The sequence below is a fragment of the Pseudochelatococcus sp. B33 genome (genome assembly GCF_053570585.1).
Genome location: NZ_JBSEFH010000014.1, coordinates 67,810 through 93,846 on the forward strand (window position 1 = coordinate 67,810; position 26,037 = coordinate 93,846).

Below are 26,037 nucleotides of genomic sequence, written 5' to 3' on the forward strand. Positions count from 1 at the left end.
TCGGCTCCGGCCCGGTCAACCTCGAAAGGGAAGCTCACGATGAGCATCAAGGCTGCCATCCGCCATCTGACGCACTACAGGTACGACCGTCCGGTTACGCTGGGGCCGCAGGTCATCCGGCTGCGCCCTGCCCCGCACAGCCGCACGCGGGTCGTCTCGCACGCGCTGAAGGTCGGGCCGCAGCCGCATTTCGTCAATCACCAGCAGGACGCCTATGGCAACTGGCTGGCCCGTTTCGTGTTCCCGGAGCCGGTGCGGGAATTGCGCATCGAGGTCGATCTCGTTGCGGACATGACGGTCTACAACCCCTTCGACTTCTTCGTCGAGGAGACGGCGGAACACTGGCCGTTCCCCTATCCGCCGGAGATCGCGGAGGATCTGTCGATCTATCTCACGGTGGAGCCCGAAGGCAGGCTTTTCGAGGCCTTTCTCGCCACCATTCCGCGTGACCGCGCGCGCACCACCGATTTCCTCGTCGCGCTCAACCGCCGCATCGCATCGGAGATCGGCTACGTCATCCGCATGGAGCCCGGCGTGCAGACGCCCGAGGAAACCTTGACGCGCGGCACGGGCTCGTGCCGGGATTCGAGCTGGCTGCTCGTGCAGGTGCTGCGCCGTCTGGGCATCGCCGCGCGTTTCGTCTCGGGCTACCTGATCCAGCTCAAGCCCGATCTGGTGTCGCTCGACGGTCCGCCCGGCACCGAGCACGATTTCACCGATCTGCATGCCTGGGCGGAAGCCTACATTCCCGGCGCGGGCTGGATCGGGCTCGACCCCACCTCCGGCCTGCTGGCGGGCGAAAGCCATATCCCGCTCGCGGCGACGCCCCACTACCGCAATGCGGCGCCCGTCTCCGGCGCCGCGAGCTATGCCGAGGTCGATTTTTCCTTCGACATGCAGGTCATGCGCGTCGCCGAGCATCCGCGCATCACGAAGCCCTTCCCGGAGGAAAGCTGGCAGGCGCTCGACGCCGAGGGCCGGAAGGTGGACGCGATCCTCGAAGCGGGCGACGTCCGGCTGACGATGGGCGGCGAGCCGACCTTCGTCTCCATCGACGACTTCGAGAGCGAGGAATGGAACAGCGCCGCCGTCGGCCCGGCCAAGCGGGCGCTGGCCGACAACCTGATCCGGCGGCTGCGCGACCGCTTCGCGCCCGGCGGCCTGCTGCATTACGGACAGGGGAAATGGTATCCCGGCGAGAGCCTGCCGCGCTGGACCTTCTCGCTCTACTGGCGGCGCGACGGCAAGCCCGTGTGGCGCGACGCCGGCCTGGTCGCCCCCGAGGCGCCGGCGGTGGAGAAGGAAACCGCCGGCTTCGAGCCGGGCGACGCCGAGCGATACCTCGTCGCCTTCGCGGGCGAACTGGGCCTGGCGGCGGATTTCGTCGCTCCGGCTTTCGAGGATCCGGCGGAATGGCTGCTCAGGGAAGCGAAGCTGCCCGAGAACGTCACGCCGGCCGATTCCCGCCTGAAGGACCCGGAGGAACGCCACCGCATCGCCTCCGTCTTCAGCCACGGCCTGACATCCCCCAAGGGGTTCGTGCTGCCGGTGCAGCGCTGGCAGGGCAAGGCGGCTTCGGGAAAGGCGGCTTCGGGAAAGGCGGGTTCGGGCTGGCTGTCGGAAAAGTGGCAGACGCGGCGCGGGCACCTCTTTCTCGTGCCCGGCGACAGCCCCGTCGGCTACCGCCTGCCGCTCGGCGCGCTCCCTTTCGTGCCGGAGGCGCGCTATCCTCACATCATCCCCGCCGACCCGACGGAACCGCGCGGCTCGCTGCCCGACACCGATGCGCGCGCCGAAGCCGACGGCGACGAGGCATCCCCGGCGCCGCGGCAGCAGGCCGTGGCCCATTTCGCGGCCGCCGAAGCAGGGCAGACGATTGTCGAGCAGCATCTGTCGCAGATCGACGGCGTCGTGCGCACCGCCGTCTCCGTCGAGCCGCGCGGCGACCGGCTGTGCGTGTTCCTGCCGCCGGTGGCGAAGGTGGAGGACTATCTCGAACTCGCCGCCGCCGCCGAAGCCGCGGCCGAGCGCACCGGCCTGCCGGTGCACCTCGAAGGCTACGCGCCGCCGCACGATCCGCGGCTCAACGTGATCCGCGTCGCCCCCGACCCCGGCGTGATCGAGGTGAACGTCCACCCCGCCGCATCCTGGGAGGAATGCGTCGCCATCACGCAGGGCATCTACGAGGAAGCGCGCTTCTCGCGGCTCGGCGCGGACAAGTTCATGATCGACGGCAAGCACACCGGCACGGGCGGGGGCAACCATGTCGTCGTCGGGGGCGCGACCCCGCTCGACAGCCCTTTCCTGCGCCGCCCCGATCTGCTGGCCGGCCTCATCCTCTACTGGCAGCGTCATCCGTCGCTGTCCTATCTGTTCTCGGGGCTGTTCATCGGTCCGACATCGCAGGCGCCGCGCATCGACGAGGCGCGGCACGACAGCCTGTACGAGCTCGAAATCGCGCTCGCGCAGATCCCCGCGCCGGATGCCGGGAAGACGCCGCCGCCATGGTTCGTCGACCGGCTGCTGCGCAACCTGCTGATCGACGTCACCGGCAACACCCATCGGGCCGAGATCTGCATCGACAAGCTGTACTCGCCGGACGGGCCGACGGGCAGGCTCGGCCTCGTCGAGTTCCGCGGCTTCGAGATGCCGCCCGATCCGCGCATGAGCCTCGCCCAGCAGCTGCTGATCCGCACGATCATCGCCCGTCTGTGGCACCATCCGCTCAAGGGCGCGTGCACCCGCTGGGGCACGGCGCTGCATGACCGCTTCATGCTGCCGCACTACGTCTGGGCGGATTTTCGCGATGTGCTCGCCGACCTCGACCGGCACGGGTTCAACCTGCGCGGCGAATGGTACGAGGCGCAGGCCGAATTCCGCTTCCCCTTCTGCGGCGAGGTCACCTATGAGGGAGCGAGGTTTGAACTGAGGCAGGCGCTGGAGCCGTGGCACGTGCTGGGCGAAACCGGCGCCATCGGTGGAACCGTGCGCTTCGCCGATAGTTCGGTGGAACGCTTGCAGGTGAAGCTGGAAGCGGCCGATCCGGGACGCTACATTGTGACCTGCAACGGGCGGCGCGTCCCGCTGTCGCCGACGGACACGAACGGCATCGCCGTCGCGGGCGTGCGGTTCAAGGCGTGGAAGCCGCCCCAGTCGCTGCATCCGACGCATCCCGTCGATGCGCCGCTGACGTTCGACATCTTCGACACCTGGTCCGGAAGGGCGCTGGGCGGGTGCGTCTATCACGTCGCCCACCCGGGAGGGCGGAGCTATGAGACATTTCCTGTCAACGGCAACGAGGCCGAGGCGCGGCGGCTGGCCCGCTTCGAGCCGCGCGGCCATACGCCCGGCCTGTTCTGGCCGCCGGCCGAGGCGGTGCATCCGGAGTTCCCGATGACGCTCGATTTGCGCCGTCCCGCCGGCTCGTGAACAGACGGATATGATGCATGCCCGCGTCCGATGCCACGGCGCCCGTCGCCGACACGCTCGCCGATCTGCTGCGCGATTACCGCCCCGAGCCGGGCATTCCCGATGAAATGATGGACGAGCGCGGCAATCCGCGCTCGATCTGGAGCGACCTGCTCGGCCGGATCGCCGGGATGGACGAGAACGAGCGCGCCCGGCGCATGGAGCGGGGCGACCTCTACCTGCGCGAAACCGGCATGTTCCATCGCCAGTACGGCGCGGCGGAGTCCGTCGAGCGCGACTGGCCGCTCAGCCACATGCCGGTACTGATGGACGAAGCGGAATGGGAACACGTCGCCACCGGCCTCATCCAGCGCGCCGAGGTGCTCGAGGCGGTGCTCGCCGATCTCTATGACGGCAATCGTCTCGCCGCCCGGGGCCTGCTGCCGCCGGCGCTGGTCGCCGGCAATCCCGAATGGCTGCGCCCGCTCGTCGGCGCAAGGCCGCGCGCCGGCCATTTCCTGTATTTCGTGGCGTTCGACCTCGGTCGCGCAGCCGACGGGACATGGCAGGTGCTGGCCGACCGCACCCAGGCGCCCTCCGGGGCGGGCTTCGCGCTCGAAACGCGCATCGCCACCGCGCGGGTCTTTTCGGACATCTACACGCGGGCGCAGGTCCATCGGCTGGCCGGCTTCTTCCGTACGTTCCGCGATACCCTGCAGAGCGAGCGGGGCAACGACGGCGGCCGCATCGCCATCCTGACGCCGGGGCGGCACAACGAGACCTATTTCGAGCACGCCTATATCGCCCGCTATCTGGGTTTCCTGCTGGTGGAGGGCGAGGATCTGACCGTGCGCGACGGACAGGTCATGGTGCGCACCATCTCCGGCCTCCAGCCGGTCTCCGTCCTGTGGCGGCGCATCGATGCGGCATGGACCGATCCGCTCGAACTCGACGAGGCGTCGCGCATCGGCGTTCCCGGCCTCGTCAACGTCGTCCGGCGGGGCGGTGTGACGATGGTCAACGCGCTCGGATCGGGCGCCGTGGAAGCGCCCGGCTTCTCGGCGCTGCTGCCGCGGATCTGCGAGGCGCTGCGCCGTGAGGATCTGCTGCTCGCGGGCGGCCACGCGCCCGACAGCGCGCCGCTCTCGACGACGCCCGCCTTCGTCGGCGGCCGGTTGTCCCCGCGCCGGCTCGGGCTGCGCATGTTTCTCGCCCGCACGTCGAGCGGATGGGCGGTCATGCCCGGCGGTTTCGCCCGCATCGGCGCCTCCGGCGGCCACGGCTCGCTCGCCATGCAGCAGGGAGGGGCCGCCGCGGACGTGTGGATCATGAGCCGGGGCGCGGCCGACAGGCAGACCCTCGTCGCCTCCGCGACCGTCGGCGCGCAGCGCACCACGCCCTACCTCCCCTCGCGCGCGGCCGAAAACCTGTTCTGGCTCGGGCGGTATGTCGAGCGGGCGGAATTCGTCATCCGTTTGCTGCGCGCATGGCACGTGCGGCTGGTGGAGACCGGCACGCCCGAATCGGCGCTGCTGCAGCACGTGTCGACGTTCCTCGCGGCCTATGAGGCCCCGCCCGATCAGGGCATTCCGCGCGGCGTCTCCACCTCCATCAGGAGCGCGCTGGCGAGCGCCGCCCAGGTGCGCGAGCGGTTCTCGGTCGACGGCTGGATGGCGCTCGACGATCTCGACCGCGCCATGCGGGAGATTGCGCCACGCATCCAGGCCGGCGCGGACGCGGCCCACATGACCGGCGTGCTGCTGCGCAAGATCAACGGCTTCTCCGGCCTCGTGCACGAAAACATGTACCAGTCCATGGGATGGCGGTTCCTCAGCATGGGGCGCGCGCTGGAACGCGCCCTGTCGATGGTCGACGCCCTGGCGTGGTTCGCCGAGCCGGATGCGCCGGAAGGGGTGCTCGACGTGCTCGTCGAGGTCGGCGACAGCGTCATGGCCCACCGCCGGCGTTTCACCGTGGCCACCAACCGCGACACGGTCCTCGACCTCCTCGCGCTCGACCAGCTCAATCCGCGGGCGGTGCTGTTCCAGCTCCGCCAGCTCTATACCCATATCAGCGCGCTGCCGGGATCGGGGCCCGACGCCCCGCTGACGGACCTCGAACGGGCAGTGATGCGCCTGCATGCCGATGTCGCCACCGCCGACACCGGGACGCTCGACAGGGCGCAACTGGCGGACTTCGCCGCCCGCGTCCGGTCGCTTTCCGACCTGCTGGCCGCCGCCTATCTGAAGTAGGGACGATGCGATACGATATCCGCCTCATCGTCGACTATGAATATTCGCATCCGGTCGATTCGGGACGCCATCTGTTGCGCCTGTCGCCGCTTTCGATCGCGCATCGCCAGTCGGTCGAATCCTGCGAGCTCGCGATCACGCCGCGCCCGGACGAGCGGCTGGAGCGGCGCGACTTCTTCGGCAACGACATGGTCGAGATCGCCTATCGCGACCCCGTTTCCCGCCTGCGCCTGCAGATGGACGCCAGCGTTACCTGCTCGTCCGCTCCCGCGTCCGCCGGCGTCCCTACGGGATTGGCCGATCTGGCGCGCGACCTGGCGTCGGTCAACGATCTTGGTCCCCTGTCGCCCTGCCATCTCGTCCATCCTTCCGCCCGCGCGAGGCCCGATGCCGCCATCGCCGCATTCGCCCGGTCGATCGTCGGACCCGATATCGCCGTCCGAAACGCCGTGATCCGGCTGGGCGAGGCATTGCATCGCGCCATGGTCTACGATCCCGAAGCAACGGAAGTGGATACGCCGGCATCCGTCGCATTCGCGCTGCGCCGGGGAGTGTGCCAGGATTTCACGCACATCATGATCGTCGCCCTGCGCTCGCTAGGCATCCCGGCGGGCTACGTGTCGGGTTTCCTGCGCACGGACCCGCCGCCGGGCAGGCCGCGCCTCGAAGGGGCGGACGCCATGCACGCCTGGGTTCGCGCCTGGTGCGGCGGGCAGGCGGGATACATGGAATACGACCCCACCAACGCCACGCCCGCCGGGTCGGACCACGTGGTGATCGCGGCCGGGCGCGACTATGCCGACGTCGCGCCGGTACGCGGCGTCATGCGCAGCGTGGGAGAGCAGGTCACGCGGCAGTCGGTCGACGTGCGGCCCGTATCGAAGGCCGGCTGACATCCGCCGATAGAGTGCCGCCTCTCCGGTGGGCAACGATGCCATGCCGCCGCCCGAAAATTGAACAATATTTAGGCAACACCCGCCATCCGCCTGTTTTCGCGCCACCTCGCCGCGGCGGGTTCCGACGCTATCGGCCGTGAAACCGGGACGAATCAGCGCTGGCACACTCCTTGCTTTTCTTTTGGGCGCATGCCCACCGGTGGGCCGCCATCGCGTTGTCTCCCGCTCTTATTGAAGGACTGTCTTCATGACCCGCAGAAACGTTCTCAGGCAGCTCACGGCTGCCGGATTCCTCGCCGTAGTCGGCATCGCCCTGCCCGCCGGCATGGCGGCGGCGCAGACGGAAGAAACCATCAAGGTCGGCATCCTGCATTCGTTGTCGGGCACGATGGCGATCTCGGAAACGGCGCTCAAGGACCTGGCGCTGATGACCATTGACGAGATCAACGCGAGCGGCGGCGTGCTCGGCAAGAAGCTGGAAGCGGTCGTGGTCGACCCCGCCTCCGATTGGCCGCTGTTCGCGGAAAAGGCCCGGGAGCTCCTGGCGGAGCACAAGGTGGCGGCCGTCTTCGGCTGCTGGACCTCGGTGTCGCGCAAGTCGGTGCTGCCGGTGTTCAAGGAGTTGAACGGCCTGCTGTTCTATCCCGTGCAATACGAGGGCGAGGAGCTGGAGCGCAACGTGTTCTACACCGGCGCCGCGCCGAACCAGCAGGCGATCCCGGCGGTGGAATATCTGCTCAGCGAAGACGGCGGCGGCGCCGAGCGCATCGTCCTGCTCGGCACCGACTACGTCTATCCGCGCACGACCAACAAGATCCTGCGCGCCTTCCTCAACGGCAAGGGCATCACCGACGAGAACATCCTCGAGATCTACACGCCCTTCGGCCATGCCGACTACCAGACCATCGTCGCTGACATCAAGAAGTTCGCCACCGGCGGGCCGACGGCCGTGGTCTCCACCATCAACGGCGACTCGAACGTGCCCTTCTACAAGGAACTCGGCAACGCCGGCCTGAAGGCGATCGACGTGCCGGTGGTGGCGTTCTCGGTCGGTGAGGAGGAGCTGCGCGGCGTCGACACCAAGCCGCTCGTGGGGCACCTCGCCGCATGGAACTACTTCCAGTCCATTGACAACCCGGTCAACGCCCAGTTCATCGAGAAGTGGAAGGCCTACGCCAAGGCCAAGAACCTCCCGAACGCCGACACGGTCGTCACCAACGACCCGATGGAGGCGACCTACATCGGCATCAACCTGTGGAAGCAGGCGGTCGAGAAGGCCGGCACGACCGATGTCGACAAGGTCATCGACGCCGTGGGCGGCCTGAGCTTCGAGTCGCCGAGCGGTTTCACCGTCAAGTTCGACGAGACCAACCACCACCTGCACAAGCCCGTCTACATCGGCGAGATCCGCGAGGACGGCCAGTTCGACGTGGTGTGGAAGACCGAAGGGCCGGTGCGCGCCCAGCCGTGGAGCCCCTTCCTGCCCGGCAACGAGGCCAAGCAGGGGCTCTGACCCGAGAGGAGGCTTCCGGCCTCCCCCGCCCCGCATCCGACCGTATCCCGCATGAGCCTGCCCGGTTTCTCCGGGCGGGCGGAGATTGATGATGCCATTCGCTTCCGCTTGTCGACCATCGTCCCGGCCGGGCGCGTTCCTGCTGCCGCTGCTGCATATGCTGGCGGTGGCGTGTCTCGTCGCGCTCGTCATGCTCGCTGCCGATTGCCCCGCCCGCGCGGCAGGGCTCGACGGCGACCGCCTGTCGGCGCTGGCGAAAGGCGACATCAACGCGCGCCTCGACGCGATCGCGAACCTCGGCCGGGAGAGCAATCCCGATGCGGCGCGGGTGCTGGAGGCGCTGGGCGGCGGCAATCTCCTCGCCACCCCGGACGGCCGGGTGTTCGTGCGTGAGAACGGCCAAACCTACGATCCGGTCACCGGCGAGACGGCGGCTGTGCCGGCGGGTGCAACGGCGATCACCATCAACAACCGCCTGCGGCGCGCCATTGCCGGGGCACTGGCGGGCGCGAACCTCCTCACGGAGGATCGCCGCAGACGGCTCGCGGCGGCGCGCCAGCTCCAGGGATCGAACGACGGGAGCCTGTTGCCGGTGCTGAAGGAGGCGCTGGCGCGCGAGACGGACGGCGAGATCCGCACCGCCATGGCCATCGCCGCCGCGCGCTTCGATCTCGCGAGCAGCGACACCGCGACCCGTTTCGCAGCCATCAACACCTTGGGCGACGCCACCTTCGCCCCTGCCCGGTCGCAGCTTCTCGCGCTGAGCGAGCAGGATCCGGACGCGGGCCTGCGGGCGGCGGCGCGGGCCGCCGTCACCAGCATCGACCGGCATCTGGCGCTCATCCAGTGGGCGGGAAACCTGTTCTACGGCATCAGTCTCGGCTCCGTGCTGCTGCTCGCGGCGCTCGGGCTCGCCATCACCTTCGGGCTGATGGGCGTCATCAACATGGCGCACGGCGAACTGCTGATGATCGGCGCCTACGTGACCTATGTGGTGCAGTCGCTGTTCCGTGCGTTCCTGCCGGGCCACGTGGATCTCTACGTCGTCGCCGCATTGCCGGCGGCGTTCGTCATCACCGCACTCGTCGGGATGGCGATGGAACGCACCGTCATCCGCTGGCTCTACGGCCGGCCGCTGGAGACGCTGCTCGCGACCTGGGGCATCAGCCTCATCCTGATGCAGGGTGTGCGCACCCTCTTCGGCGCCCAGAACGTCGAGGTCGCCAATCCCGTCTGGATGACGGGCGGCGTCACCGTGCTCGGCGGGCTGGTGCTGAGCTACAACCGCCTCATCATCATCGTCTTCGCGGCCGCGGTGCTGGCCTTCGTCTGGCTGCTGCTGAACCGCACGCGGCTCGGCCTGTTCATGCGCGCCATCACCCAGAACCGGCGCATGGCCGATTGCGTCGGCGTGCCGACGGGGCGCGTCGACATGCTCGCCTTCGGCCTCGGCTCCGGCATCGCGGGGCTTGCCGGCGTCGCGCTGTCGCAGCTCGGCAACGTCGGCCCGGATCTCGGGCGCGGCTACATCGTGGATTCCTTCATGGTGGTGGTGCTGGGCGGCGTCGGGCAGCTCTCCGGCACGGTCATCGCCGCGATCGGGCTCGGCGGCGCCAACAAGCTGCTGGAGCCCTTCGCCGGCGCGGTTCTCGCCAAGATCGCCATCCTGATGCTGATCGTCCTCTTCATCCAGAAGCGCCCGCAGGGGCTCTTCGCGCCGCGCGGCAGGAGCGTCGAATGAGTACCGTCCTCACCTCTCCTCCCCGGGTTTCCTCCGAGGTTTCTTCCGAGATTTCCTCCCAGGCCGCACGGCTGCTGCTGGAGGCCCGCCAGCCGCTCTATTCCGCCCGGGCCTGGTGCTGGCTGGCGCTGGCCACCGCCGCCCTCGCCCTGCTGCCGCTCGCCAACCTCGTCTTCGCGGCGGGCCACCCGCTCCATGTCTCGCAGACTGCCGTCGCTCTCGTCGGCAAATTCATGTGCTACGCGCTCGCCGCGCTGGCGCTCGATCTGGTGTGGGGCTACACGGGCATTCTCTCGCTCGGCCACGGGCTCTTCTTCGCGCTCGGCGGCTACATGCTCGGCATGTACCTGATGCGCGCCATCGGCACCGACGGCTCCTACGGCAGCCACCTGCCCGATTTCATGGTGTTCCTCGACTGGAAAGAATATCCGTGGTTCTGGTCCTTCACCGACCACTTCCTCTTCGCGGCGTTCCTGGCGCTCGCCGTGCCGGGGCTCGTCGCCTTCGTCTTCGGCTATTTCGCCTTCCGCTCGCGCATCAGGGGCGTCTATTTCTCCATCATCATGCAGGCGATGACCTTTGCCGCCATGCTGCTGTTCTACCGTAATGAAACAGGCTTCGGCGGCAACAACGGCTTCACCGATTTCCGCCGCATCCTCGGCTTCGACATCACCGCGCCGCAAACGCGCGCCGTGCTCTACTGGGCGACGCTCGCGGCGCTGTTCGGCTCGCTGGTGCTGGCGCGCGCCGTCACCCGGTCGAAGCTCGGCCGGGTGCTCACCGCCGTGCGCGACGCCGAGGGGCGGCTGCGCTTCCTCGGCTACGAGCCGCTCGGCTTCAAGCTCTTCGTCTGGACGCTCTCCGCCGTGCTGTGCGGGCTCGCGGGCGCGCTCTACGTGCCCCAGGTCGGCATCATCAACCCGGGCGAGATGTCGCCGGAGAACTCCATCGAGATGGTGATCTGGGTCGCCACCGGCGGGCGCGGCACGCTGATCGGCCCCATCCTGGGCGCCGGCGCGATCAATGGCCTGAAAACCTGGTTCACCAGCGCGCTGCCCGAATACTGGCTCTATGCGCTGGGGCTGATCTTCGTGCTGGTCACGCTTCTGTTGCCGCAGGGGCTCGTCGGCCTCGCCCGCCGGATCGCGGCGCGCATCCGCCGCCGGACAGAGGAGGCATCCGCATGACCACGCCCGTTTCCGCTCTTTCCGCCCTCTCCACCGCCAATGCCGACAACCTCCTCGCCGGTTCCCATGCGGATGCGGGTTACAGCCGCCTGCCGGGGGAAGGCATCGACACCACGCACGGCGTCATCCTCTATCTCGAGAACGTCACGGTCTCGTTCGATGGGTTCAAGGCGCTGAACGACCTGACGCTCGACATCGGGGTCGGGGAGCTGCGCTGTGTCATCGGCCCCAACGGCGCCGGCAAGACGACGATGATGGACGTCATCACCGGCAAGACGCGCCCGACCGCGGGCAGCGCCTTCTTCGGCCAGAACGTCGATCTTACCGCGCTGACGGAAGCGGCCATCGCGGACGCGGGCATCGGCCGCAAGTTCCAGCGCCCGACCGTTTTCGAGCAGCACAGCGTGTTCGAGAACCTTGAGCTGGCGCGCAAGACCGACAAGCGCGTCGCGCCGACGCTGTTCGCCCGCCTCGACAGCGCCATCGCGGACCGCATCGCCGACACGCTCGCGCTGATCCGCCTCACCGACGCGGTGTGGCGCCCGGCAGGCCTGCTGTCGCACGGCCAGAAGCAATGGCTGGAAATCGGCATGCTGCTGATGCAGGAGCCGCTCCTGCTGCTGCTCGACGAGCCGGTCGCCGGCATGACCGATGCCGAAACGGCGCGCACGGGCGAGCTCCTCAACGACCTGCGCGGCAAGCACTCGCTGATGGTGGTGGAGCACGACATGGATTTCGTCGAGCAGATATCGCAGGACGGCAAGGTCACGGTGCTGCACGAGGGCTCGGTGCTGGCGGAGGGGCCGCTCGACAAGCTGCAGGACGATCCGCGCGTGATCGAGGTCTATCTGGGGCGCTGAGATGCTGAACGTCGACACCATCAACCAGTACTACGGCGGCAGCCACATCCTGCGTTCCGTCTCCCTGTCGCTCGACAAGGGCGAGTGCCTCGGCCTGCTGGGGCGCAACGGCGTCGGCAAGACCACGCTGCTGAAATGCCTCATGGGCGTGCTGCCCGTGGCCGGCGGGCGCATCACCTTCGAGGGCGAGGACATCACCCGCCTCGCCCCCCACCAGCGCGCCGTGCGCGGCATCGCCTACGTGCCGCAGGGGCGTGACGTCTTCGCCCGGCTCACCGTGAAGGAGAACATCCTCATGGGGCTGGCGACGAAGCCCGCCGCCCGCGCGAACACGATCAAGGACGAGATCTTCGCCCTGTTCCCGGTGCTGAAATCCATGCTGGCGCGCTACGCGGGCGATCTCTCGGGCGGACAGCAGCAGCAGCTCGCCATCGCCCGCGCGCTGGTGGCGGAACCGAGGCTCATCATCCTCGACGAGCCGACGGAAGGCATCCAGCCCTCGATCATCAAGGACATCGGCCGGGTGATCGCCATGCTGCGGGCGCGCGGGGACATCGGCATCCTGCTGTGCGAGCAGTATTTCGACTTCGCCACGGAACTCGCCGACCGCTTCGTCATCCTCTCGCGCGGCGAGGTGGTGGCCACCGGCGACCGCGCCGCGCTTGGCGGCAAGGAAGTGCGCCGCTATCTGGCGATCTGACAGCCGGACGAAAAAACGACGGGTCCGGCCAGCGGCAGGCTGAGGCGGCCGATCACGCGCCCGCCTGCCCGAGTATCCAGCCTTCCCGCTGCCTCATGCCGGCATGGACGGCCGTCCGGCCTGTGGCCATCGACGACATCCAGCATCCCGAAAAGCCCGCCGCCGCGTCGAACCGGTCTTCGCCCTCGGCGGCCGGGGCAAACCCTGCCGCACACGCATCCCTGAGGCTACAGCATCAGACCAAAAGTGTGCGCACTTTCTGGAGAAATTTAATGCGTTAACAAATGGATAGAGAAAAATAGCGATTCAGATTTAATGCATTTTTCTCTGTCGTCCGTCGCATGGCCGCGCAACCCGAGCCGATCGAGGGTGGGTCGCGTGACCGAAGCCCCGCTGCGGCTGCGCCTTTCACCCGGACAGGTTTTCCCTTGACCGGATATTGCATCCTAATGTATCCCGATGAACACAACAAGGCCGCCCGGCTCGCCGGCTGAAGCCGCGGTCCATGTCGGGCAGCGCCCTCCGGGGCCGGTGATGCGTGGAAGGGATCCCAATGGACAAATTGACGCCGCGGCAGGGGGAGCCGTGGGACGTCCTCGTCGTCGGCGGCGGTAATGCCGCGCTCTGTGCCGCGATCACGGCGGCGGAGGCCGGTTGCTCGGTCCTGATCCTCGAAGGGGCACCGAAGCCCTATCGGGGCGGCAACAGCCGGCATACCCGCAACTTCCGCTGCATGCACCATGGTCCCGTCTCGGTCCTGACCGACGCGTACGAGGAGGAAGAGTACTTCAACGACCTCCTGCTGGTGACGAAGGGCAAGACGGACGAGTCGCTGGCACGACTGGTCATCCGCTCGACCGAGGAGTGCCTGCCCTGGATGCGGGCGCACGGCGTCCACTTCCAGCCCTCGCTCTCGGGCACGCTGTCGCTGTCGAGAACCAACGCCTTCTTCCTGGGCGGCGGCAAGTCGCTGGTGAACGCCTATTACAACACGGCGCACGACCTCGGCGTCGCCGTCGTCTACGAGGCGCAGGTGCGCCACATCCACATCGAGGACGACGCCTTCACCGGGGTGGATGTCTCGATTGCAGCCGGGTTGCCCGAGCGGATCCCGGCGCGGGCCGTGGTGTTGGCGTCGGGAGGTTTCCAATCGGATATCGAATGGCTGACGCGCGCCTGGGGACCGGCGGCCGCGAATTTCCTGATCCGCGGCACGCCCTACAACCGCGGCGCAGTGCTCAAGGACATGATCGACCAAGGCTGCCGCAGCGTCGGCGACCCCACGCAATGCCATTGCGTCGCCATCGACGGGCGCGCGCCGAAGTTCGACGGCGGCATCTGCACGCGGCTCGACTGCGTGCCTTTCTCGATCGTGCTCAACCGGAACGGCGAGCGCTTCTATGACGAAGGCGAGGACGTCTGGCCCAAGCGCTATGCGATCTGGGGGCGGCTCGTGGCGGCGCAGCCGGATCAGGTAGGCTTTTCGATCATCGATTCGAAGTCGATCGACCTCTTCATGCCCTCCGTCTTTCCGCCGATCCGCGCGGACAGCATCGAGGCGCTCGCGGCGCGGCTGGGGCTCGAGCCGCGGAAAGTGGCCCATGCCGTGGCCGAGTTCAATGCCGCCTGCCGCCCCGGGACCTTCCATCCGACCGAGCGTGACGGCCTCGCGACCGAGGGGATGACGCCGCCGAAGACCAACTGGGCGCGTCCGATCGACACGCCGCCGTTCTATGCCTATGAGCTGCGCCCCGGCGTGACCTTCACCTATCTGGGGCTGAAGGTGGACGATACCGCCCGTGTCGAAGGGCCGAACGGCCCGCTGCGCAACGTCTGGGCGGCGGGCGAGATCATGGCCGGCTCGATCCTCGGCGAAGGTTATCTCGCCGGCTTCGGCATGGCCATCGGAACCGTCTTCGGACGCATCGCGGGACGGGAGGCCGCTGCCCATGTCGCTTGACAGGACGTTCACTGACCCGCTGACACCGGCCATGGCCGAGGCTCACCGTCAGCTGGAAATCTGCAACGCGTGCCGATATTGCGAGGGCTTCTGCTCGGTCTTCCCGGCGATGATGCGCCAGAAAGCCTTCGCCGCCGGCGATCTGAACCATATGGCGAACCTCTGCCACAACTGCCGGGGCTGCTACTATTCCTGCCAGTACACGCCCCCGCACGAATTCGCGCTCAATCTCCCTGCGGTCCTCGCCGAGGTGCGGCAGGAAAGCTGGGAGAGCTACATCCGGCCCCGCGCCCTCGCCACGGCCTTCCACGAGCGCGGGCTGGCCATCGCCCTGGCGGCCGTGCTGTCGAGCGCCGGGCTGTTCTGGCTTGCTTCGCGCGCCGGCGCCGATCCGTTGGCGGGCTTCTATGCCCATCTGGCCCACAATCTGATGGTGGCGATCTTTCTTCCGGCCTTCCTGGCGCCGCTCGCCATCATCGGCGTCGGCCTGCGCGCCTACTGGCGGGACACCGGCGGACGGTGGCCGAGCCTGGCGGATTTGCGTGCCGCGTTCGGTTCGGCCGCGCGGATGAAGAACCTCGCCGGCGGCCATGGCGAAGGGTGCAACTTCGAGAAGGAGGACCGCTATTCCAACGGCCGCCGCTATGCGCACCAGGCGGTGCTCTGGGGCTTCCTGCTTTGCTTCCTGGCGACCGCCTCGGGCACGGTGCTGCACTATGTCTTCGACTGGCCGGCCCCCTACGGCCTGTTCACGCCGCCGAAGATCTTCGGACTTTCAGGAGGAATTCTCCTCAGCCTCGGCGCGGTCGAGATGATCCGGCTCAAGCTGAAGGCGGACCCCGAACTGGGCGCAACGCGCGTCTGGCGCGGCGAATTCGCCTTCACAGCCCTTCTCGGCCTGACGGCGATGTCCGGGCTCGCGCTCTACGCGGCGACGGGAACGGCGGGCGTCCAACCGCTTCTGGCGGTGCATCTGGGCTGCGTGCTGACGCTGTTCCTGATGATGCCCTTCACCAAGATGGTGCACGGCTTCTTCCGGCTCTCCGCTCTCATCATCGAGGCCCAGAAATCCATACCCCGGGCTTGAAACCTCTCGCGGCGACGGCGCGTCGCGGATTCACAATCGCGGAAAAGGGGAAACGACAGCGCCTGCGTTCAACACGTCGGCCGGATCGAACGCCGTCTTGATCCGCCGCATCAGATCGACACGCACCGGATCGTTGTATGCTTCGAGCAGGTGGCGCTTGAGGCGGCCGACGCCGTGCTCGGCGCTGAACGTGCCGTCGAGACTGCGCGCAAGATCATACAGCCGGCGCGAGAGATCGGCCTCGACCGCCGCAGAAAACACAAGGCGGTCGGCACCGGCCGGCACGAGCACGTTGTAGTGGATATTGCCGTCGCCGACATGCCCGTAGATCGACAGCCGCAGTGACGGATCGAACCGTCTGACGATCTCCTCGCCGCGCGCGATAAAGGCGGAGACGGCTGAAATGGGGACGGAAATGTCGTGCTTGACCGATCCGCCGGCCAGCTTCTCCCCTTCCGGGATGCTCTCGCGCAGCTTCCAGATGTCCTGGCGCTGGCGCTCGCTGCTGGCGAGCAAGGCATCCTCCGCCCGGCCGTCCTCTGCCAGGGCTCCTACCGCCGCGAGCAGCAGATCGGCCAGCGGCACGCTCATGGACGAGGCCGACAGCTCGACGATCAGAGCGCCGCCCGTGCCCGTCCCCGGCGACCGTGCCCCGTGGCCAAGCCTCTCGACAAGCTCCAGCGCTGTCGGGGTGATGAACTCGAACGCCGACAGGAGATCGCAGGTCTCGCGCCGCAGAAACGCCAGAATGCCGGCCAGCTCCACCCCGGCAGCGAGCTTGACCCAGGCCGTCGCGTGCTGCACCGGCGCCGGAAACAGCTTCAGGACGGCGCCCGTGATGATGCCGAGCGTACCGTCGCTGCCGACGAAGCATTGCTTCACGTCATAGCCGGTGTTGTTCTTGCGCAGACGTGTCATGTCCGAAAGGATGGAGCCGTCCGGCAGGACGGCCTCGATCCCGAGCAGGAGATCCCGCGTCATGCCGTAGCGCAAGACGGAGATGCCGCCGGCGTTCGTCGCGATGTTGCCGCCGATCCTGCAACTCCCCTCCGAGCCGAGACTGAGCGGCAGCACGAGCCCGGCCTCGGCCGCCGCCTTCTGCGCATCGGCGAGGACGATGCCCGCGTCGACGGCCATGGCGAACCCGTGCGGATCGACCGAACGCACACGGTTCATCCGCTCGAGGCTGAGCAGAAACTGCCTGCCGGAGGAATCCGGCGTCGCTCCGCCGCAATAGCCGGTATTGCCGCCCTGCGGGACGAGACCGAAGCCCGCCGCTGAAACCACGCGCACCACCGCGGCGACCTGTTCCGTCGTTGCCGGCCGCAGCACGGCGGGCGTCGTTCCGCGGAACAGATCCCGCTGGTCGACGACGTAGCTTTCGATGACGTCGGGCGCGGTGATCACGCCCGTCTCTCCCAGCACCGACACGAGAGCCTCGAGCGTATTGTCCATAGTGCACCCCCGGCAACCCAAGCACGACCTTCATGCCATATACGTCAGCACCCTAATGCACGCCGACGCGACATTGCAACGCCCGCTGTGCCTCCTTCCGCGCATTGCGGAAACCGTCGCCGGGACCGATGTCGACAGCAGGCGGGCCGGCGCACCTTTGCGCCGCGCGTCAAAATGCTTGGCGCCTGTTCTGATGTTTGTCGCCATTCGATCCGCCTATCGTAGTGCTCCACCGCCCGCTGACTGAGCCGACGGCATGCAATCGCCCGAGAGTCCGGATCCACCGTGGAGCGGTGGCGGCGCTGAAAGAGAGACGGGAGCCGATGAACAAAATCACGCAAGAAATGCAGACGGATGCAGCGTATGTGGAACGTTGGCTCACCGCATTCGAGGCCGCGCTGGAGTCGGGCGATGCGGACGCGCTTCGGGCGGTTCTGGCCGACGAAGTCCATTGGCGCGACCTGCTGGCATTCGACTGGACCATCTCTCCCCACGATGACCGCGAGCAGGTGATACGAGCCATGCTGCGCGCCCGGACGAGGACCGGCGCGCGCGACTTCGCGCTTGCGGAAGGGCGGACGCCGCCGCGGCGGGTGTCGCGTCATGGCGTTGACTCGATCGAGGCGTTTTTCAGCTTCCGGACACACGCCGGGCGTTGCAGCGGGCTCGTCCGGCTGCCGGCGGACGAGCCCCGGAGAGCCTGGGTCATAGGCACCTCCCTGGAGGAAATCAGTGGCCATGAGGAGCCCATCGGCGCGCGCCGCCCTGACGGTTCGGCCTACTCGCGCAACTTCGGCGGCGAGAACTGGAGCGATATCAGGGCGCGCGAACAGGCCTTCGAAAACCGGGAACCGGCGGTCGTGATCATCGGCGCGGGACAGGCGGGTCTCGCCATCGGCGCGCGGCTCAGGCTTCTCGGGGTCGATACGCTGATCGTGGACAGGCGCGCCAGGGTCGGGGACGTCTGGCGCGAGCGGTATCATTCGCTGGCGCTGCACAACCAGGTGAAGCTGAACCACATGCCCTATCTGCCGTGGCCGCCCAGCTGGCCCAGGTACCTCCCCAAGGACATGATTGCGGGTTGGCTGGAAACCTACGCCTGGGCCATGGAGTGCAACATCTGGACCGGGACCGAATTCGTCAGCGGCGCGCGCGATGAGACGGCCGGCCGCTGGAACGCCGTCATCCGGCGCGCCGACGGCACGGAGCGCGTGCTGCATACGCGGCATCTGGTCTTCGCCAATGGCGTGGCCGGCAAGCCGTGGACGCCTAAACTGCCCGGCATCGAGGATTTCGCCGGCGAGGTTCTGCACACCCACGATTATGGCGATGGTTCGCGGTGGAAGGGCCGCAACGTCCTGGTCGTGGGCGCCGGCACCAGCGGCCACGACGTCGCCCAGGATCTGCATAGCCACGGCGCGCACGTGGCGATCATCCAGCGTGGCCCGTCCACCGTGGCCAGCGTCGAGGCGGCGGGGCTCGTGCACGCCGTCTACTACAACGAGGAGCTGCCGCTCGACGACTGCGACATGATCGCGGTGGCGTCGAGCTATCCCTTGCTGGTGCGCGGCTATCAGGCAGCCGTCGAGAAGATGAAGGTCATCGACAGGGATCTGCTGGCCGGCCTCGCCGCGCGCGGCTTCAAGCTCGACTGGGGCGAGGACAACACCGGCCACCAGATGAAATTCCGCCGCCGGCACGGCGGATACTATCTGAACTGCGGCTGCTCGGAGCTCATCATCAGCGGCGAGGTGAGGCTGATCCCGCACGAGGAGACCGACCGCTATGTTGCCGACGGCCTGCGCATGCAGGACGGTCGCGTGGAGCAGGCGGATCTCGTCGTCACGGCAACCGGCTACCAGAGCCAGGAGCAGGTCGTCCGCGACCTGCTGGGCGACCGGATCGCCGACAAGGTGGGCCAGATCTGGGGCATCGCGCCGAACGGCGAGATCGCCAATATGTTCGTGCCCACCCCGCAAGAGGGTCTGTGGTTCGCAGGGGGCGGATTTGCGCAGGCGCGGATCTATTCCAAATACGTCGCGCTGAACATCGCGGCGCGGGAACTGGGCCTGACCGGCTGAGCGGCGTATCGGCCCTCCCCTGCCCGGCGGGGGTGGGCCAAGCGGAAGCAACTGCATCGGGGAGGAGCCGGATGCTCGATCTGACGGGAAAGGTCGCATTCGTGACGGGCGCGGGATCGGTGGGCGCCGGATGGGGAAACGGCAAGGCGACGGCGGTTCTCATGGCCCGCCAGGGCGCGCGGGTCTTCGGACTCGACATCGATCCGGCGGCGCTGGATGCGACGGCGGCCATCCTCCGCGACGAGGGGATGGCGGAGCGCTGGTCCGGCCATGTCTGCGACATGACCGACGGCGCGCAGGTGGCCGGCGCCGTGGCCGCGTGTCTCGACCGGTTCGGCCGCATCGACATTCTGGTCAACAACGTCGGCGGCAGCACGCCGGGCGACCCGGTCTCGATGCCCGAGGACCTGTGGCAACAGCAGATCGACTTCAACCTCACCACGGCCTTCCTGGGCTGCAGGCATGTGCTGCCGGTGATGCTGCGCCAGTTCGAAGCCGAGGGGCGCGGCGGGGCGGTGGTCAATGTCGGCAGCATCGGCGCGATGACGTTCCAGGTCGGTGGCCGGGTGAGCGCCGGATATGCAGCCGCCAAGGCGGGGCTTGTGGCGTTCAGCCGCTCGACCGCTATCGCCTACGTCAGGAAAGGTATCCGCGTGAACACCGTCATCCCCGGCGTGATGCACACGCCGCTGGTCGAGAACCGGCTGGTCCGCCAGCTCGGCCACGCGGATGCGTCGAAACTGATCGCCGAGCGCCACGCCAGCGTGCCCATGGGGCGGATGGGCGATGCCTGGGACGTGGCCCATGCCGTGCTGTTCCTGGCCAGCGACGAGGCCGGCTACATCACCGCCACCCAGCTCGTGGTCGACGGCGGGATGACCGCCGCGCGTCCGGGACAGCCGGGCTGAGAGGAGTACCGACGATCATGCGCAGAGCCGTCGTCATCGATTGCGCCCCCACCGGATGGAGCGGCAGGCGGGCGGGCGCGAGGGTTGCCCGATGGCGCGTCTGAAGCTGCCCGACGATGCGGAGATCACCCGCGAACAGGCCGAGGTGGTGGCCGAGGCGGTCGCGGGGCGACGCGGCAAGGTGCCGGCGCCGATGATCGCCTGGCTGCGCAATCCCGAACTGGCGCGACGCGGCCAGAAGCTGGGAGAACTGCTGCGGTTCGAGACCACGCTCGCGCCGCATCTGAGCGAGCTGGCCATCCTGGTCTCGGCGCGGCACTGGAGCGCGCATCACGAATGGTCGGCCCACAAGACGCTCGCGCTGGCGGCCGGGCTCGACCCGAGAACAGTCGCCGACATCGCCGCACGGCGTCCGCCCTATCTGCGCGACGAACGGGAGGATACGGTCTTTGCCGTGTCCGCGACCCTGCTGGCGAGCGCGCGGCTGCCCGCCGCATTGTACCGGCGCGCGGAGGCGGTGCTGGGCGAACGCGGTCTGGTCGAACTCGTGGGGATACTGGGCTACTACAGCCTTGTCGCGCTGACGCTGAACGCCTTCGAACTCGGGCTGCCGGAAAACGCCGCACCCGAACTGGAGGACCCGGCGTTTCCGGGCGCGGGTGCCGATGCATGATGCCGCCGCAGCGCATCGCCCAACTGCCGATCCGTCCAGACTGGCTCGCCACCCGGAACGAGCCCGCGCTGGAGCCCGGGCAAGCGCTGATCGACGCGCATCATCACTTGTTCGACCGGCCCGGAAACCGCTATCTGCTGGATGACCTTCTGGAGGATCTCGGCGCCGGCCACAGGGTCGTGGGGACGGTCTTCGTGCAGGCCCGCGCGGCCTATCGCACCGCTGGACCCGAAGCGTTGCGCCCGGTCGGCGAGACCGAGTTCGCCCGCGAGGCCGGTGAAGCCGCGGCCTCCAGGGGCGCGCCCGGTGTCGCCGCCGCGATCGTCGGCTTCGCGGATCTGACGCTGGGCGATGCAGTGAGGCCCGTGCTCGAGGCGCATGTCCGGGCGGCCGGGGGCCGTTTTCGCGGCATTCGCCACGTCCTCGCCTGGGACCACGATGTCCGATTGCTGAACCCGGCCTATCCGACGACCGAGGACATGATGGACAGTCCCGCGTTCCGCGCCGGGCTGGCGCAGCTTGCGGCGATGGGGCTCGGCTTCGACGCCTGGCTGCACCAGCACCAGATTCCGCGCCTCGCCGCTCTGGCAGGCAGGATGCCGGACTTGCCAATCGTGCTCGATCACTGCGGCGGCGTGCTGGGCGCGGGGCTCTATGAAGGGCGGCGCGACGAAGGATTCGCATCCTGGAGCAAGGCGATACGCGACCTTGCGGCCCGCCCGAACGTGACGATGAAGATCGGCGGGCTCGGCATGGGGCTGTCGGGTTTCGGGTTCGACCGCGCGCCGCGCGCCCCCTCCTCGCAGGAACTTGCGGCGGCATGGCGGCCCTGGGTCGAGACCTGCATCGACGCTTTCGGTGCCGCCCGCTGCATGTTCGAAAGCAATTTCCCGGCAGACAAGGCCTCCTATGGCTATGTCGTCGGCTGGAACGCGATGAAGCGGCTCGCAGCCGGCGCCACCCTTTCCGAGAAGGCGGATCTGTTCTGGCGCAGCGCTGCGCGCTTCTACCGGATCGACGGGTTCGCGGGGATCGCCGAAAACGCCGTGCCCTTCCCGGCGTCGCCGGCCCTGCCGGATCAGACGGCGCCGGGATAAAGCCCGCTGCCGTATGCGGCCCGGACATCCGCCAGCAGCTTGCCGCTCGGCGGCGCGTAGGTCATCCGCTTGCTGGTGAAATGCCCGCCGATGCGCCGCAGCTGCACGGCCATCTCCGCGGTTTTCAGCAGAGCCCGGATGCCGTTCAGGATCGGCGCGCCGTCCACCTCGGTCACGCCAGCCCCCTCGATGATCGCCATCAGGCTGCCGCCGGCGGGCAGCAGCACCTCGGCGCCCTTGTCGAGCGCCCGGCGCGCCACTTCCTGGAACTGGGCGACGATCCCGTCGCGCAGCGCCGTGTCCTCATAGGCCTGGTCGAAGACGGCCGCGCGTTCGACCGTCATCCGCTCGATCGACACCATGCGGGAGGACAGGCCCTGCAGCAGGATGGATTCCACGATGCGGCGTTCGAACTTGGGGTTCACGTTGATCAGCGCGAAGGACGCCCCCATCATGCAGGCGACATGCACCGCGGATTCGCAAAGGCCCAGCACGGGGATGTTCAGGCACTCGCGCAACTCGTGCAACCCGGGCTGGAAGATGTTGCCGATGACGAACGCGTCATAGCCCTCGCGCTCGGCCCGCAGCCCGTTCTCGATGATCTCGGGCGTATCGAGCAGTTCGAGCAGGTAATACTGATCGGCAACCGCCCGGTGGGGGCTGAGGCCATGGATGTCGACCTGCGTCCCCGCCGCCGCCGATTGTTCGAGCAACCGATGAAGATAGCGGCCGTAATGGCCGTCCCTCGAGCCGCGCGATGCGCCCAGGCTCTGATAGAAAATGCGCATTCCCTTGCCTCCTCCCGTTCGGGCGATCCTGCGCGTGGCCCTCCGGTGCGTCAACCGGCCGGCTTCGCCGCAATGATGCGGACGGCGCGCAGGCGGCAAGCGGCGCGGGATGGCGAAACCCCTGTTTTTCCAGTCAGATGGCCCGCGCCGGCCGTGCGGCTCCGGCCTCGGCATTTTTGCACCCGGCGTTAAGGTGTTCGGCAGGGGCCGAAACCTTTCTTCGCTAGGTTCACCGTCACATCCGCCATAAGCTGAGTATGAGCGACAGGAATTGCCGGAGTTCCGGTCGCAACGGACACGCCGGGACCGCGATCTCTCGGGAAGGCGCCGATACGGCGGCGCGTTCCGCCCGGCAGAATGTCACGAAGAACACGAGTCCAGGGGAGGAAACCATGGCTTCTGTAAGAAGAATGTTGAGAGCCGTTCTTGTGTTGATGGCCGTTGCGGTTGCGGCGTCCGCCGTGCCCGGTGCCGCGCGGGCGGAATTCCCGGAACGGCCGATCACGCTTTACCTCGGCTTTGCCGCCGGCGGCAGTTCCGACATCACGGCGCGTCAGTTCGTGCCCTATCTCGAGAAATACCTGCCCCGGGGCACGTCCGTGATCGTCGAGAACCAGCCCGGCGCCGATGGCGCCAACATGCTGCGCGAACTGGCCAAGGCGCCGGCCGACGGCTATTCGCTGGGTCTCCTGACATCGCCCAACACAATCGCCGTCCTGCACGAGGGCAAGGATGTGCGATACACTCTCGACAGCTTCGACTACCTCGGCCAGCTCATCTCTGAATACGGAACGTTGACCGTCGCCAAGGACGGGCAGTTCGGATCCTTCGAGGAACTGATCGAATGGGCGAAGGCCAATCCCGGCGATCTTTCCGTCGGCGTGACCGGCTTCAGCGGCATCTATGTCGGCCTGCGCGAGCTCTTCCAGCTTGCCGGCGTCGAGGTGATCTTCGTGCCCTACAACAGCGGCGGCGACCTCAGCACCGCCCTGCTGGGCGGCCATATCCACGCCTCGGGGGTCAACCTGACGTCCGCGCTGAACTTCAAGGATACGCAGAAGGTCATTCTCGTCCTGGCGGACAAGCCCGTCGAGGGGGTGGAGGCGCCGAACGCGCGCGACCTGGGGCATGACGTGGTGATCAACACCACCCGCGGCATCATCGCCCCCGCCGGGCTGCCGGACGATGCCAAGACCGTCCTCGAGGACGCGATCAGGAAGGCCGCCACCGATCCGGAGTACGAGGCCAAGCTGCGCAGCATGGCGCTCACGCCGGGCCACCTGGGTTCGGCGGAATACCGTGCCTACCTGCAATCCGTCCATGATCATTTCGGCGAGATCTGGGCCCGCGATCCCTGGGTACAGAATTAGGGAACGCAAGCCTGACCAGCCCGCGCGCGGGCTGGCCGGCGGCTTCATGACCGGCGGCGGCCACCGCCAGGGCCGCCGTCCCGAAACGCATCGCAGGAAAGGCGGCAGCATGCGACACCTCACCTCGGAAAACTTCCTGTCCGGAATCATGTTCATCGCCTTCGGGCTTTTGGCGCTGATCGGGGCGCGGAGCTACAGTTACGGAACGAACAGCAACATCGGACCCGGTTACTTTCCCACCGTCCTAGGCTGGGCGCTGCTCGGCATCGGCGGGCTGCTGGCAACGCGCGCGGTTCTGTCCCGGTCGTGTGAGGAACAGCCGCTCAGCTTCAAACTGCGGCCCTTCGCGGTACTGGTCGCGGTCGTCGTCTTTGCGCTTCTGCTGCCCATGGCGGGGTTGCTCGTGGCGACGGCGGCGATGTTCGCCATCGCCGGTCTGGCCGCCCCTGAGACCCGCTGGATCGAAGTCGTGATCCTCTATGGAATCCTGATGCTGATCGCCACCGTTGGGTTGATCTGGGGGCTCGGCCTGCAGATCCGCCTGTACTGAAGGAGCAGGACATGCTGGACGCTCTGGCGCTTGGATTCAGCGTCGCCATCACACCGATGAACCTGGCCTATTGTTTTATGGGTGCCATGCTGGGCACGCTCGTAGGCATCCTGCCGGGCATCAGCCCGCTCGTGACGCTCACCGTGCTGCTGCCCATCACCTTCGTCCTGCCGCCGACGACCGGGCTCATCCTTCTGGCGGGCATCTACTACGGCGCATCCTACGGCGGCTCGACCACCGCCATCCTCGTCAACCTGCCCGGCGAAACCAGTTCGGTGGTGACCTGTCTCGACGGGCACCAGATGGCCCGGCAAGGCAGGGCCGGCACGGCGCTCGGGCTCTCGGCGATCGGGTCCTTCGTCGGAGGGACGATCGGGACGCTGGTCATCGCGCTCTTCGCCGTGCCGCTGACCGCGCTGGCGCTGAAGTTCGGGCCCGCGGACTACTTCTCGCTCATGGTGCTCGGCCTGACGCTGGCGGTGGTGATGGCGCGAGGCTCGCTGCTCAAGGCACTCGGCATGGTCGTCCTCGGGGTCTTGCTCAGCCGGGTCGGATTCGACTCCAATTCCGGCGTCGAGCGGATGGCCTTCGGCCTGCACGCCCTGTCGGACGGCATTCCGTTCATCGCCGTCGCCATGGGCATCTTCGGGTTCTCGGAAATCATCGCGAACCTCAGCCGCCCTCAGGAAACGGGGACGCTGATAGCCAAGCCCAGGAATGTCCTGCCCACCCTCGCGGACCTGCGCGAGGCAGCGGGACCCATCGTCCGCGGTACCGGGCTCGGATCCATCCTCGGCATCCTGCCGGGCGGCGGCCCGATTCTGGCGTCGTTTTCGTCCTATGCGCTGGAAAAGCGGATATCGAAACACCCCGAACAGTTCGGGCGAGGCGCCGTCGCCGGGGTCGCCGGACCGGAAACGGCAAACAACGCCGGAGCGCAGACGTCGTTCATTCCGCTGCTGACGCTCGGCCTGCCGTCGAATGCGGTCATGGCCCTCATCCTCGGCGCCATGATCGTGCAGGGCATCACGCCCGGCCCGCAGGTGATCAGCCGTCAGCCGGAACTGTTCTGGGGCATCATCGCGAGCATGTGGATCGGGAACGTTTTTCTCGTCATCTTGAACCTGCCGCTGGTGGGCCTGTGGGTCAAGCTGCTGCGGGTGCCCTATCGCCTCCTGTACCTGACGATCATGCTCTTTGGCTGCATCGGCATCTATACCTCGCATCTTTCCGCTACCCATATCGTGATCGCCGCCGCATTCGGCATGATGGGCCTCGTCTTCATCTGGCTGAGATGCGAAGCCGCGCCCTTCCTGCTCGGTTTCATCCTGGGACCGATGCTGGAGGAGAACCTGAGGCGGGCGATGCTGCTGTCCAAGGGGGACATCACGGTCTTCATCTCCCGACCGCTGAGCGCGACGATGCTGGCGCTGGCGGTGATCATGCTGGCGATCCTGCTCCTGCCCAAGCTGAGAGCGCGGCGCGAGATCGCCTTTCAGGGGGAGTGACCA

At 67.8% G+C, this 26,037-nt stretch carries 19 protein-coding genes; 17 read left to right on the top strand and 2 right to left on the bottom strand.

The features are described from left to right. Positions 1 to 39: 39 nt before the first annotated feature. The 10 genes from ACUSIJ_RS16585 to tcuB all read left to right on the top strand — a co-directional run bounded on the left by ACUSIJ_RS16585 (position 40) and on the right by tcuB (position 15,604). Complete coding sequence (locus ACUSIJ_RS16585) at positions 40 to 3,429, top strand: transglutaminase family protein (protein ID WP_449309525.1); 3,390 nt, start codon at positions 40 to 42, stop codon at positions 3,427 to 3,429. 17 nt (positions 3,430 to 3,446) lie between these two features. Further along, positions 3,447 to 5,660, top strand: coding sequence for a circularly permuted type 2 ATP-grasp protein (locus ACUSIJ_RS16590; RefSeq protein WP_449309526.1), 2,214 nt, complete (start codon positions 3,447 to 3,449; stop codon positions 5,658 to 5,660). Positions 5,661 to 5,665: 5 nt separating this feature from the next. Beyond that, a complete protein-coding gene (locus ACUSIJ_RS16595; protein ID WP_449309527.1) occupies positions 5,666 to 6,553 on the top strand; it encodes a transglutaminase family protein in 888 nt (295 codons plus the stop codon). A 250-nt stretch (positions 6,554 to 6,803) separates the two neighbouring features. Continuing rightward, on the top strand, positions 6,804 to 8,069 hold the full coding sequence (gene urtA / locus ACUSIJ_RS16600; protein ID WP_449309528.1) for an urea ABC transporter substrate-binding protein: 1,266 nt from the start codon (positions 6,804 to 6,806) through the stop codon (positions 8,067 to 8,069). Positions 8,070 to 8,157: 88 nt separating this feature from the next. Continuing rightward, positions 8,158 to 9,810, top strand: coding sequence for an urea ABC transporter permease subunit UrtB (gene urtB, locus ACUSIJ_RS16605; protein WP_449309529.1), 1,653 nt, complete (start codon positions 8,158 to 8,160; stop codon positions 9,808 to 9,810). Then, complete coding sequence (gene urtC / locus ACUSIJ_RS16610) at positions 9,807 to 10,997, top strand: urea ABC transporter permease subunit UrtC (protein WP_449309530.1); 1,191 nt, start codon at positions 9,807 to 9,809, stop codon at positions 10,995 to 10,997. The genes urtB and urtC overlap by 4 nt, the downstream gene beginning before the upstream one ends. Continuing rightward, positions 10,994 to 11,857, top strand: coding sequence for an urea ABC transporter ATP-binding protein UrtD (gene urtD, locus ACUSIJ_RS16615; RefSeq protein ID WP_449309531.1), 864 nt, complete (start codon positions 10,994 to 10,996; stop codon positions 11,855 to 11,857). The genes urtC and urtD overlap by 4 nt, the downstream gene beginning before the upstream one ends. 1 nt (position 11,858) lies before the next feature. Then, the gene (urtE, locus tag ACUSIJ_RS16620) at positions 11,859 to 12,557 is read left to right on the top strand and encodes an urea ABC transporter ATP-binding subunit UrtE (RefSeq protein WP_449309532.1); all 699 of its coding nucleotides are present in this window, start codon (positions 11,859 to 11,861) and stop codon (positions 12,555 to 12,557) included. 553 nt (positions 12,558 to 13,110) lie between these two features. Then, entirely contained in the window at positions 13,111 to 14,517 is a 1,407-nt protein-coding gene (gene tcuA, locus ACUSIJ_RS16625) for an FAD-dependent tricarballylate dehydrogenase TcuA (protein WP_449309533.1), read from the top strand. Next, the gene (gene tcuB / locus ACUSIJ_RS16630) at positions 14,507 to 15,604 is read left to right on the top strand and encodes a tricarballylate utilization 4Fe-4S protein TcuB (protein WP_449309534.1); all 1,098 of its coding nucleotides are present in this window, start codon (positions 14,507 to 14,509) and stop codon (positions 15,602 to 15,604) included. The genes tcuA and tcuB overlap by 11 nt, the downstream gene beginning before the upstream one ends. A 30-nt stretch (positions 15,605 to 15,634) precedes the next feature. Here the strand turns inward: tcuB and ACUSIJ_RS16635 are convergent, their stop codons facing one another. Continuing rightward, positions 15,635 to 17,059: an FAD-binding oxidoreductase gene (locus ACUSIJ_RS16635; RefSeq protein ID WP_449309535.1), complete on the bottom strand. Its 1,425-nt coding sequence runs from the start codon at positions 17,057 to 17,059 to the stop codon at positions 15,635 to 15,637. Positions 17,060 to 17,382: 323 nt separating this feature from the next. Here ACUSIJ_RS16635 and ACUSIJ_RS16640 point away from each other — a divergent pair, with 323 nt between their 5' ends. The 4 genes from ACUSIJ_RS16640 to ACUSIJ_RS16655 all read left to right on the top strand — a co-directional run bounded on the left by ACUSIJ_RS16640 (position 17,383) and on the right by ACUSIJ_RS16655 (position 21,818). Beyond that, the gene (locus ACUSIJ_RS16640) at positions 17,383 to 19,140 is read left to right on the top strand and encodes a flavin-containing monooxygenase (RefSeq protein ID WP_449309536.1); all 1,758 of its coding nucleotides are present in this window, start codon (positions 17,383 to 17,385) and stop codon (positions 19,138 to 19,140) included. Between the two features lie 71 nt (positions 19,141 to 19,211). Beyond that, on the top strand, positions 19,212 to 20,048 hold the full coding sequence (locus tag ACUSIJ_RS16645; RefSeq protein ID WP_449309537.1) for an SDR family NAD(P)-dependent oxidoreductase: 837 nt from the start codon (positions 19,212 to 19,214) through the stop codon (positions 20,046 to 20,048). A 91-nt stretch (positions 20,049 to 20,139) separates the two neighbouring features. Further along, the gene (locus tag ACUSIJ_RS16650) at positions 20,140 to 20,721 is read left to right on the top strand and encodes a carboxymuconolactone decarboxylase family protein (RefSeq protein WP_449309538.1); all 582 of its coding nucleotides are present in this window, start codon (positions 20,140 to 20,142) and stop codon (positions 20,719 to 20,721) included. Next, a complete protein-coding gene (locus tag ACUSIJ_RS16655) occupies positions 20,718 to 21,818 on the top strand; it encodes an amidohydrolase family protein (protein ID WP_449309539.1) in 1,101 nt (366 codons plus the stop codon). Before ACUSIJ_RS16650 ends, ACUSIJ_RS16655 begins: the two co-directional genes overlap by 4 nt. Here ACUSIJ_RS16655 and ACUSIJ_RS16660 read toward each other — a convergent pair. After that, complete coding sequence (locus tag ACUSIJ_RS16660) at positions 21,800 to 22,606, bottom strand: aspartate/glutamate racemase family protein (RefSeq protein WP_449309540.1); 807 nt, start codon at positions 22,604 to 22,606, stop codon at positions 21,800 to 21,802. The two genes, ACUSIJ_RS16655 and ACUSIJ_RS16660, sit on opposite strands and share 19 nt — an antisense overlap. A 392-nt stretch (positions 22,607 to 22,998) precedes the next feature. On the opposite strand from ACUSIJ_RS16660, the gene ACUSIJ_RS16665 reads away from it, so the two are divergent. Genes ACUSIJ_RS16665 through ACUSIJ_RS16675 form a run of 3 tightly spaced genes read left to right on the top strand, consistent with a single transcriptional unit; the run spans position 22,999 to position 26,034 of the window. After that, complete coding sequence (locus ACUSIJ_RS16665) at positions 22,999 to 23,976, top strand: tripartite tricarboxylate transporter substrate binding protein (protein ID WP_449309541.1); 978 nt, start codon at positions 22,999 to 23,001, stop codon at positions 23,974 to 23,976. A gap of 46 nt (positions 23,977 to 24,022) precedes the next feature. Further along, positions 24,023 to 24,526, top strand: a complete 504-nt coding sequence (locus tag ACUSIJ_RS16670) for a tripartite tricarboxylate transporter TctB family protein (protein ID WP_449309542.1) — start codon at positions 24,023 to 24,025, stop codon at positions 24,524 to 24,526. A gap of 11 nt (positions 24,527 to 24,537) precedes the next feature. Continuing rightward, positions 24,538 to 26,034: a tripartite tricarboxylate transporter permease gene (locus ACUSIJ_RS16675; protein ID WP_449309543.1), complete on the top strand. Its 1,497-nt coding sequence runs from the start codon at positions 24,538 to 24,540 to the stop codon at positions 26,032 to 26,034. Positions 26,035 to 26,037: the final 3 nt, after the last annotated feature.

Excerpts from the sequence above, each read along its gene's own strand:
- ACUSIJ_RS16585 (WP_449309525.1), top strand. The coding sequence starts at position 40 with ATGAGCATCAAGGCTGCCATCCGCCATCTGACGCACTACAGGTACGAC.
- ACUSIJ_RS16590 (WP_449309526.1), top strand. The coding sequence starts at position 3,447 with ATGCCCGCGTCCGATGCCACGGCGCCCGTCGCCGACACGCTCGCCGAT.
- ACUSIJ_RS16595 (WP_449309527.1), top strand. The coding sequence starts at position 5,666 with ATGCGATACGATATCCGCCTCATCGTCGACTATGAATATTCGCATCCG.
- urtA (WP_449309528.1), top strand. The coding sequence starts at position 6,804 with ATGACCCGCAGAAACGTTCTCAGGCAGCTCACGGCTGCCGGATTCCTC.
- urtB (WP_449309529.1), top strand. The coding sequence starts at position 8,158 with ATGATGCCATTCGCTTCCGCTTGTCGACCATCGTCCCGGCCGGGCGCG.
- urtC (WP_449309530.1), top strand. The coding sequence starts at position 9,807 with ATGAGTACCGTCCTCACCTCTCCTCCCCGGGTTTCCTCCGAGGTTTCT.
- urtD (WP_449309531.1), top strand. The coding sequence starts at position 10,994 with ATGACCACGCCCGTTTCCGCTCTTTCCGCCCTCTCCACCGCCAATGCC.
- urtE (WP_449309532.1), top strand. The coding sequence starts at position 11,859 with ATGCTGAACGTCGACACCATCAACCAGTACTACGGCGGCAGCCACATC.
- tcuA (WP_449309533.1), top strand. The coding sequence starts at position 13,111 with ATGGACAAATTGACGCCGCGGCAGGGGGAGCCGTGGGACGTCCTCGTC.
- tcuB (WP_449309534.1), top strand. The coding sequence starts at position 14,507 with ATGTCGCTTGACAGGACGTTCACTGACCCGCTGACACCGGCCATGGCC.
- ACUSIJ_RS16635 (WP_449309535.1), bottom strand. The coding sequence starts at position 17,059 with ATGGACAATACGCTCGAGGCTCTCGTGTCGGTGCTGGGAGAGACGGGC.
- ACUSIJ_RS16640 (WP_449309536.1), top strand. The coding sequence starts at position 17,383 with ATGAACAAAATCACGCAAGAAATGCAGACGGATGCAGCGTATGTGGAA.
- ACUSIJ_RS16645 (WP_449309537.1), top strand. The coding sequence starts at position 19,212 with ATGCTCGATCTGACGGGAAAGGTCGCATTCGTGACGGGCGCGGGATCG.
- ACUSIJ_RS16650 (WP_449309538.1), top strand. The coding sequence starts at position 20,140 with ATGGCGCGTCTGAAGCTGCCCGACGATGCGGAGATCACCCGCGAACAG.
- ACUSIJ_RS16655 (WP_449309539.1), top strand. The coding sequence starts at position 20,718 with ATGATGCCGCCGCAGCGCATCGCCCAACTGCCGATCCGTCCAGACTGG.
- ACUSIJ_RS16660 (WP_449309540.1), bottom strand. The coding sequence starts at position 22,606 with ATGCGCATTTTCTATCAGAGCCTGGGCGCATCGCGCGGCTCGAGGGAC.
- ACUSIJ_RS16665 (WP_449309541.1), top strand. The coding sequence starts at position 22,999 with ATGGCTTCTGTAAGAAGAATGTTGAGAGCCGTTCTTGTGTTGATGGCC.
- ACUSIJ_RS16670 (WP_449309542.1), top strand. The coding sequence starts at position 24,023 with ATGACCGGCGGCGGCCACCGCCAGGGCCGCCGTCCCGAAACGCATCGC.
- ACUSIJ_RS16675 (WP_449309543.1), top strand. The coding sequence starts at position 24,538 with ATGCTGGACGCTCTGGCGCTTGGATTCAGCGTCGCCATCACACCGATG.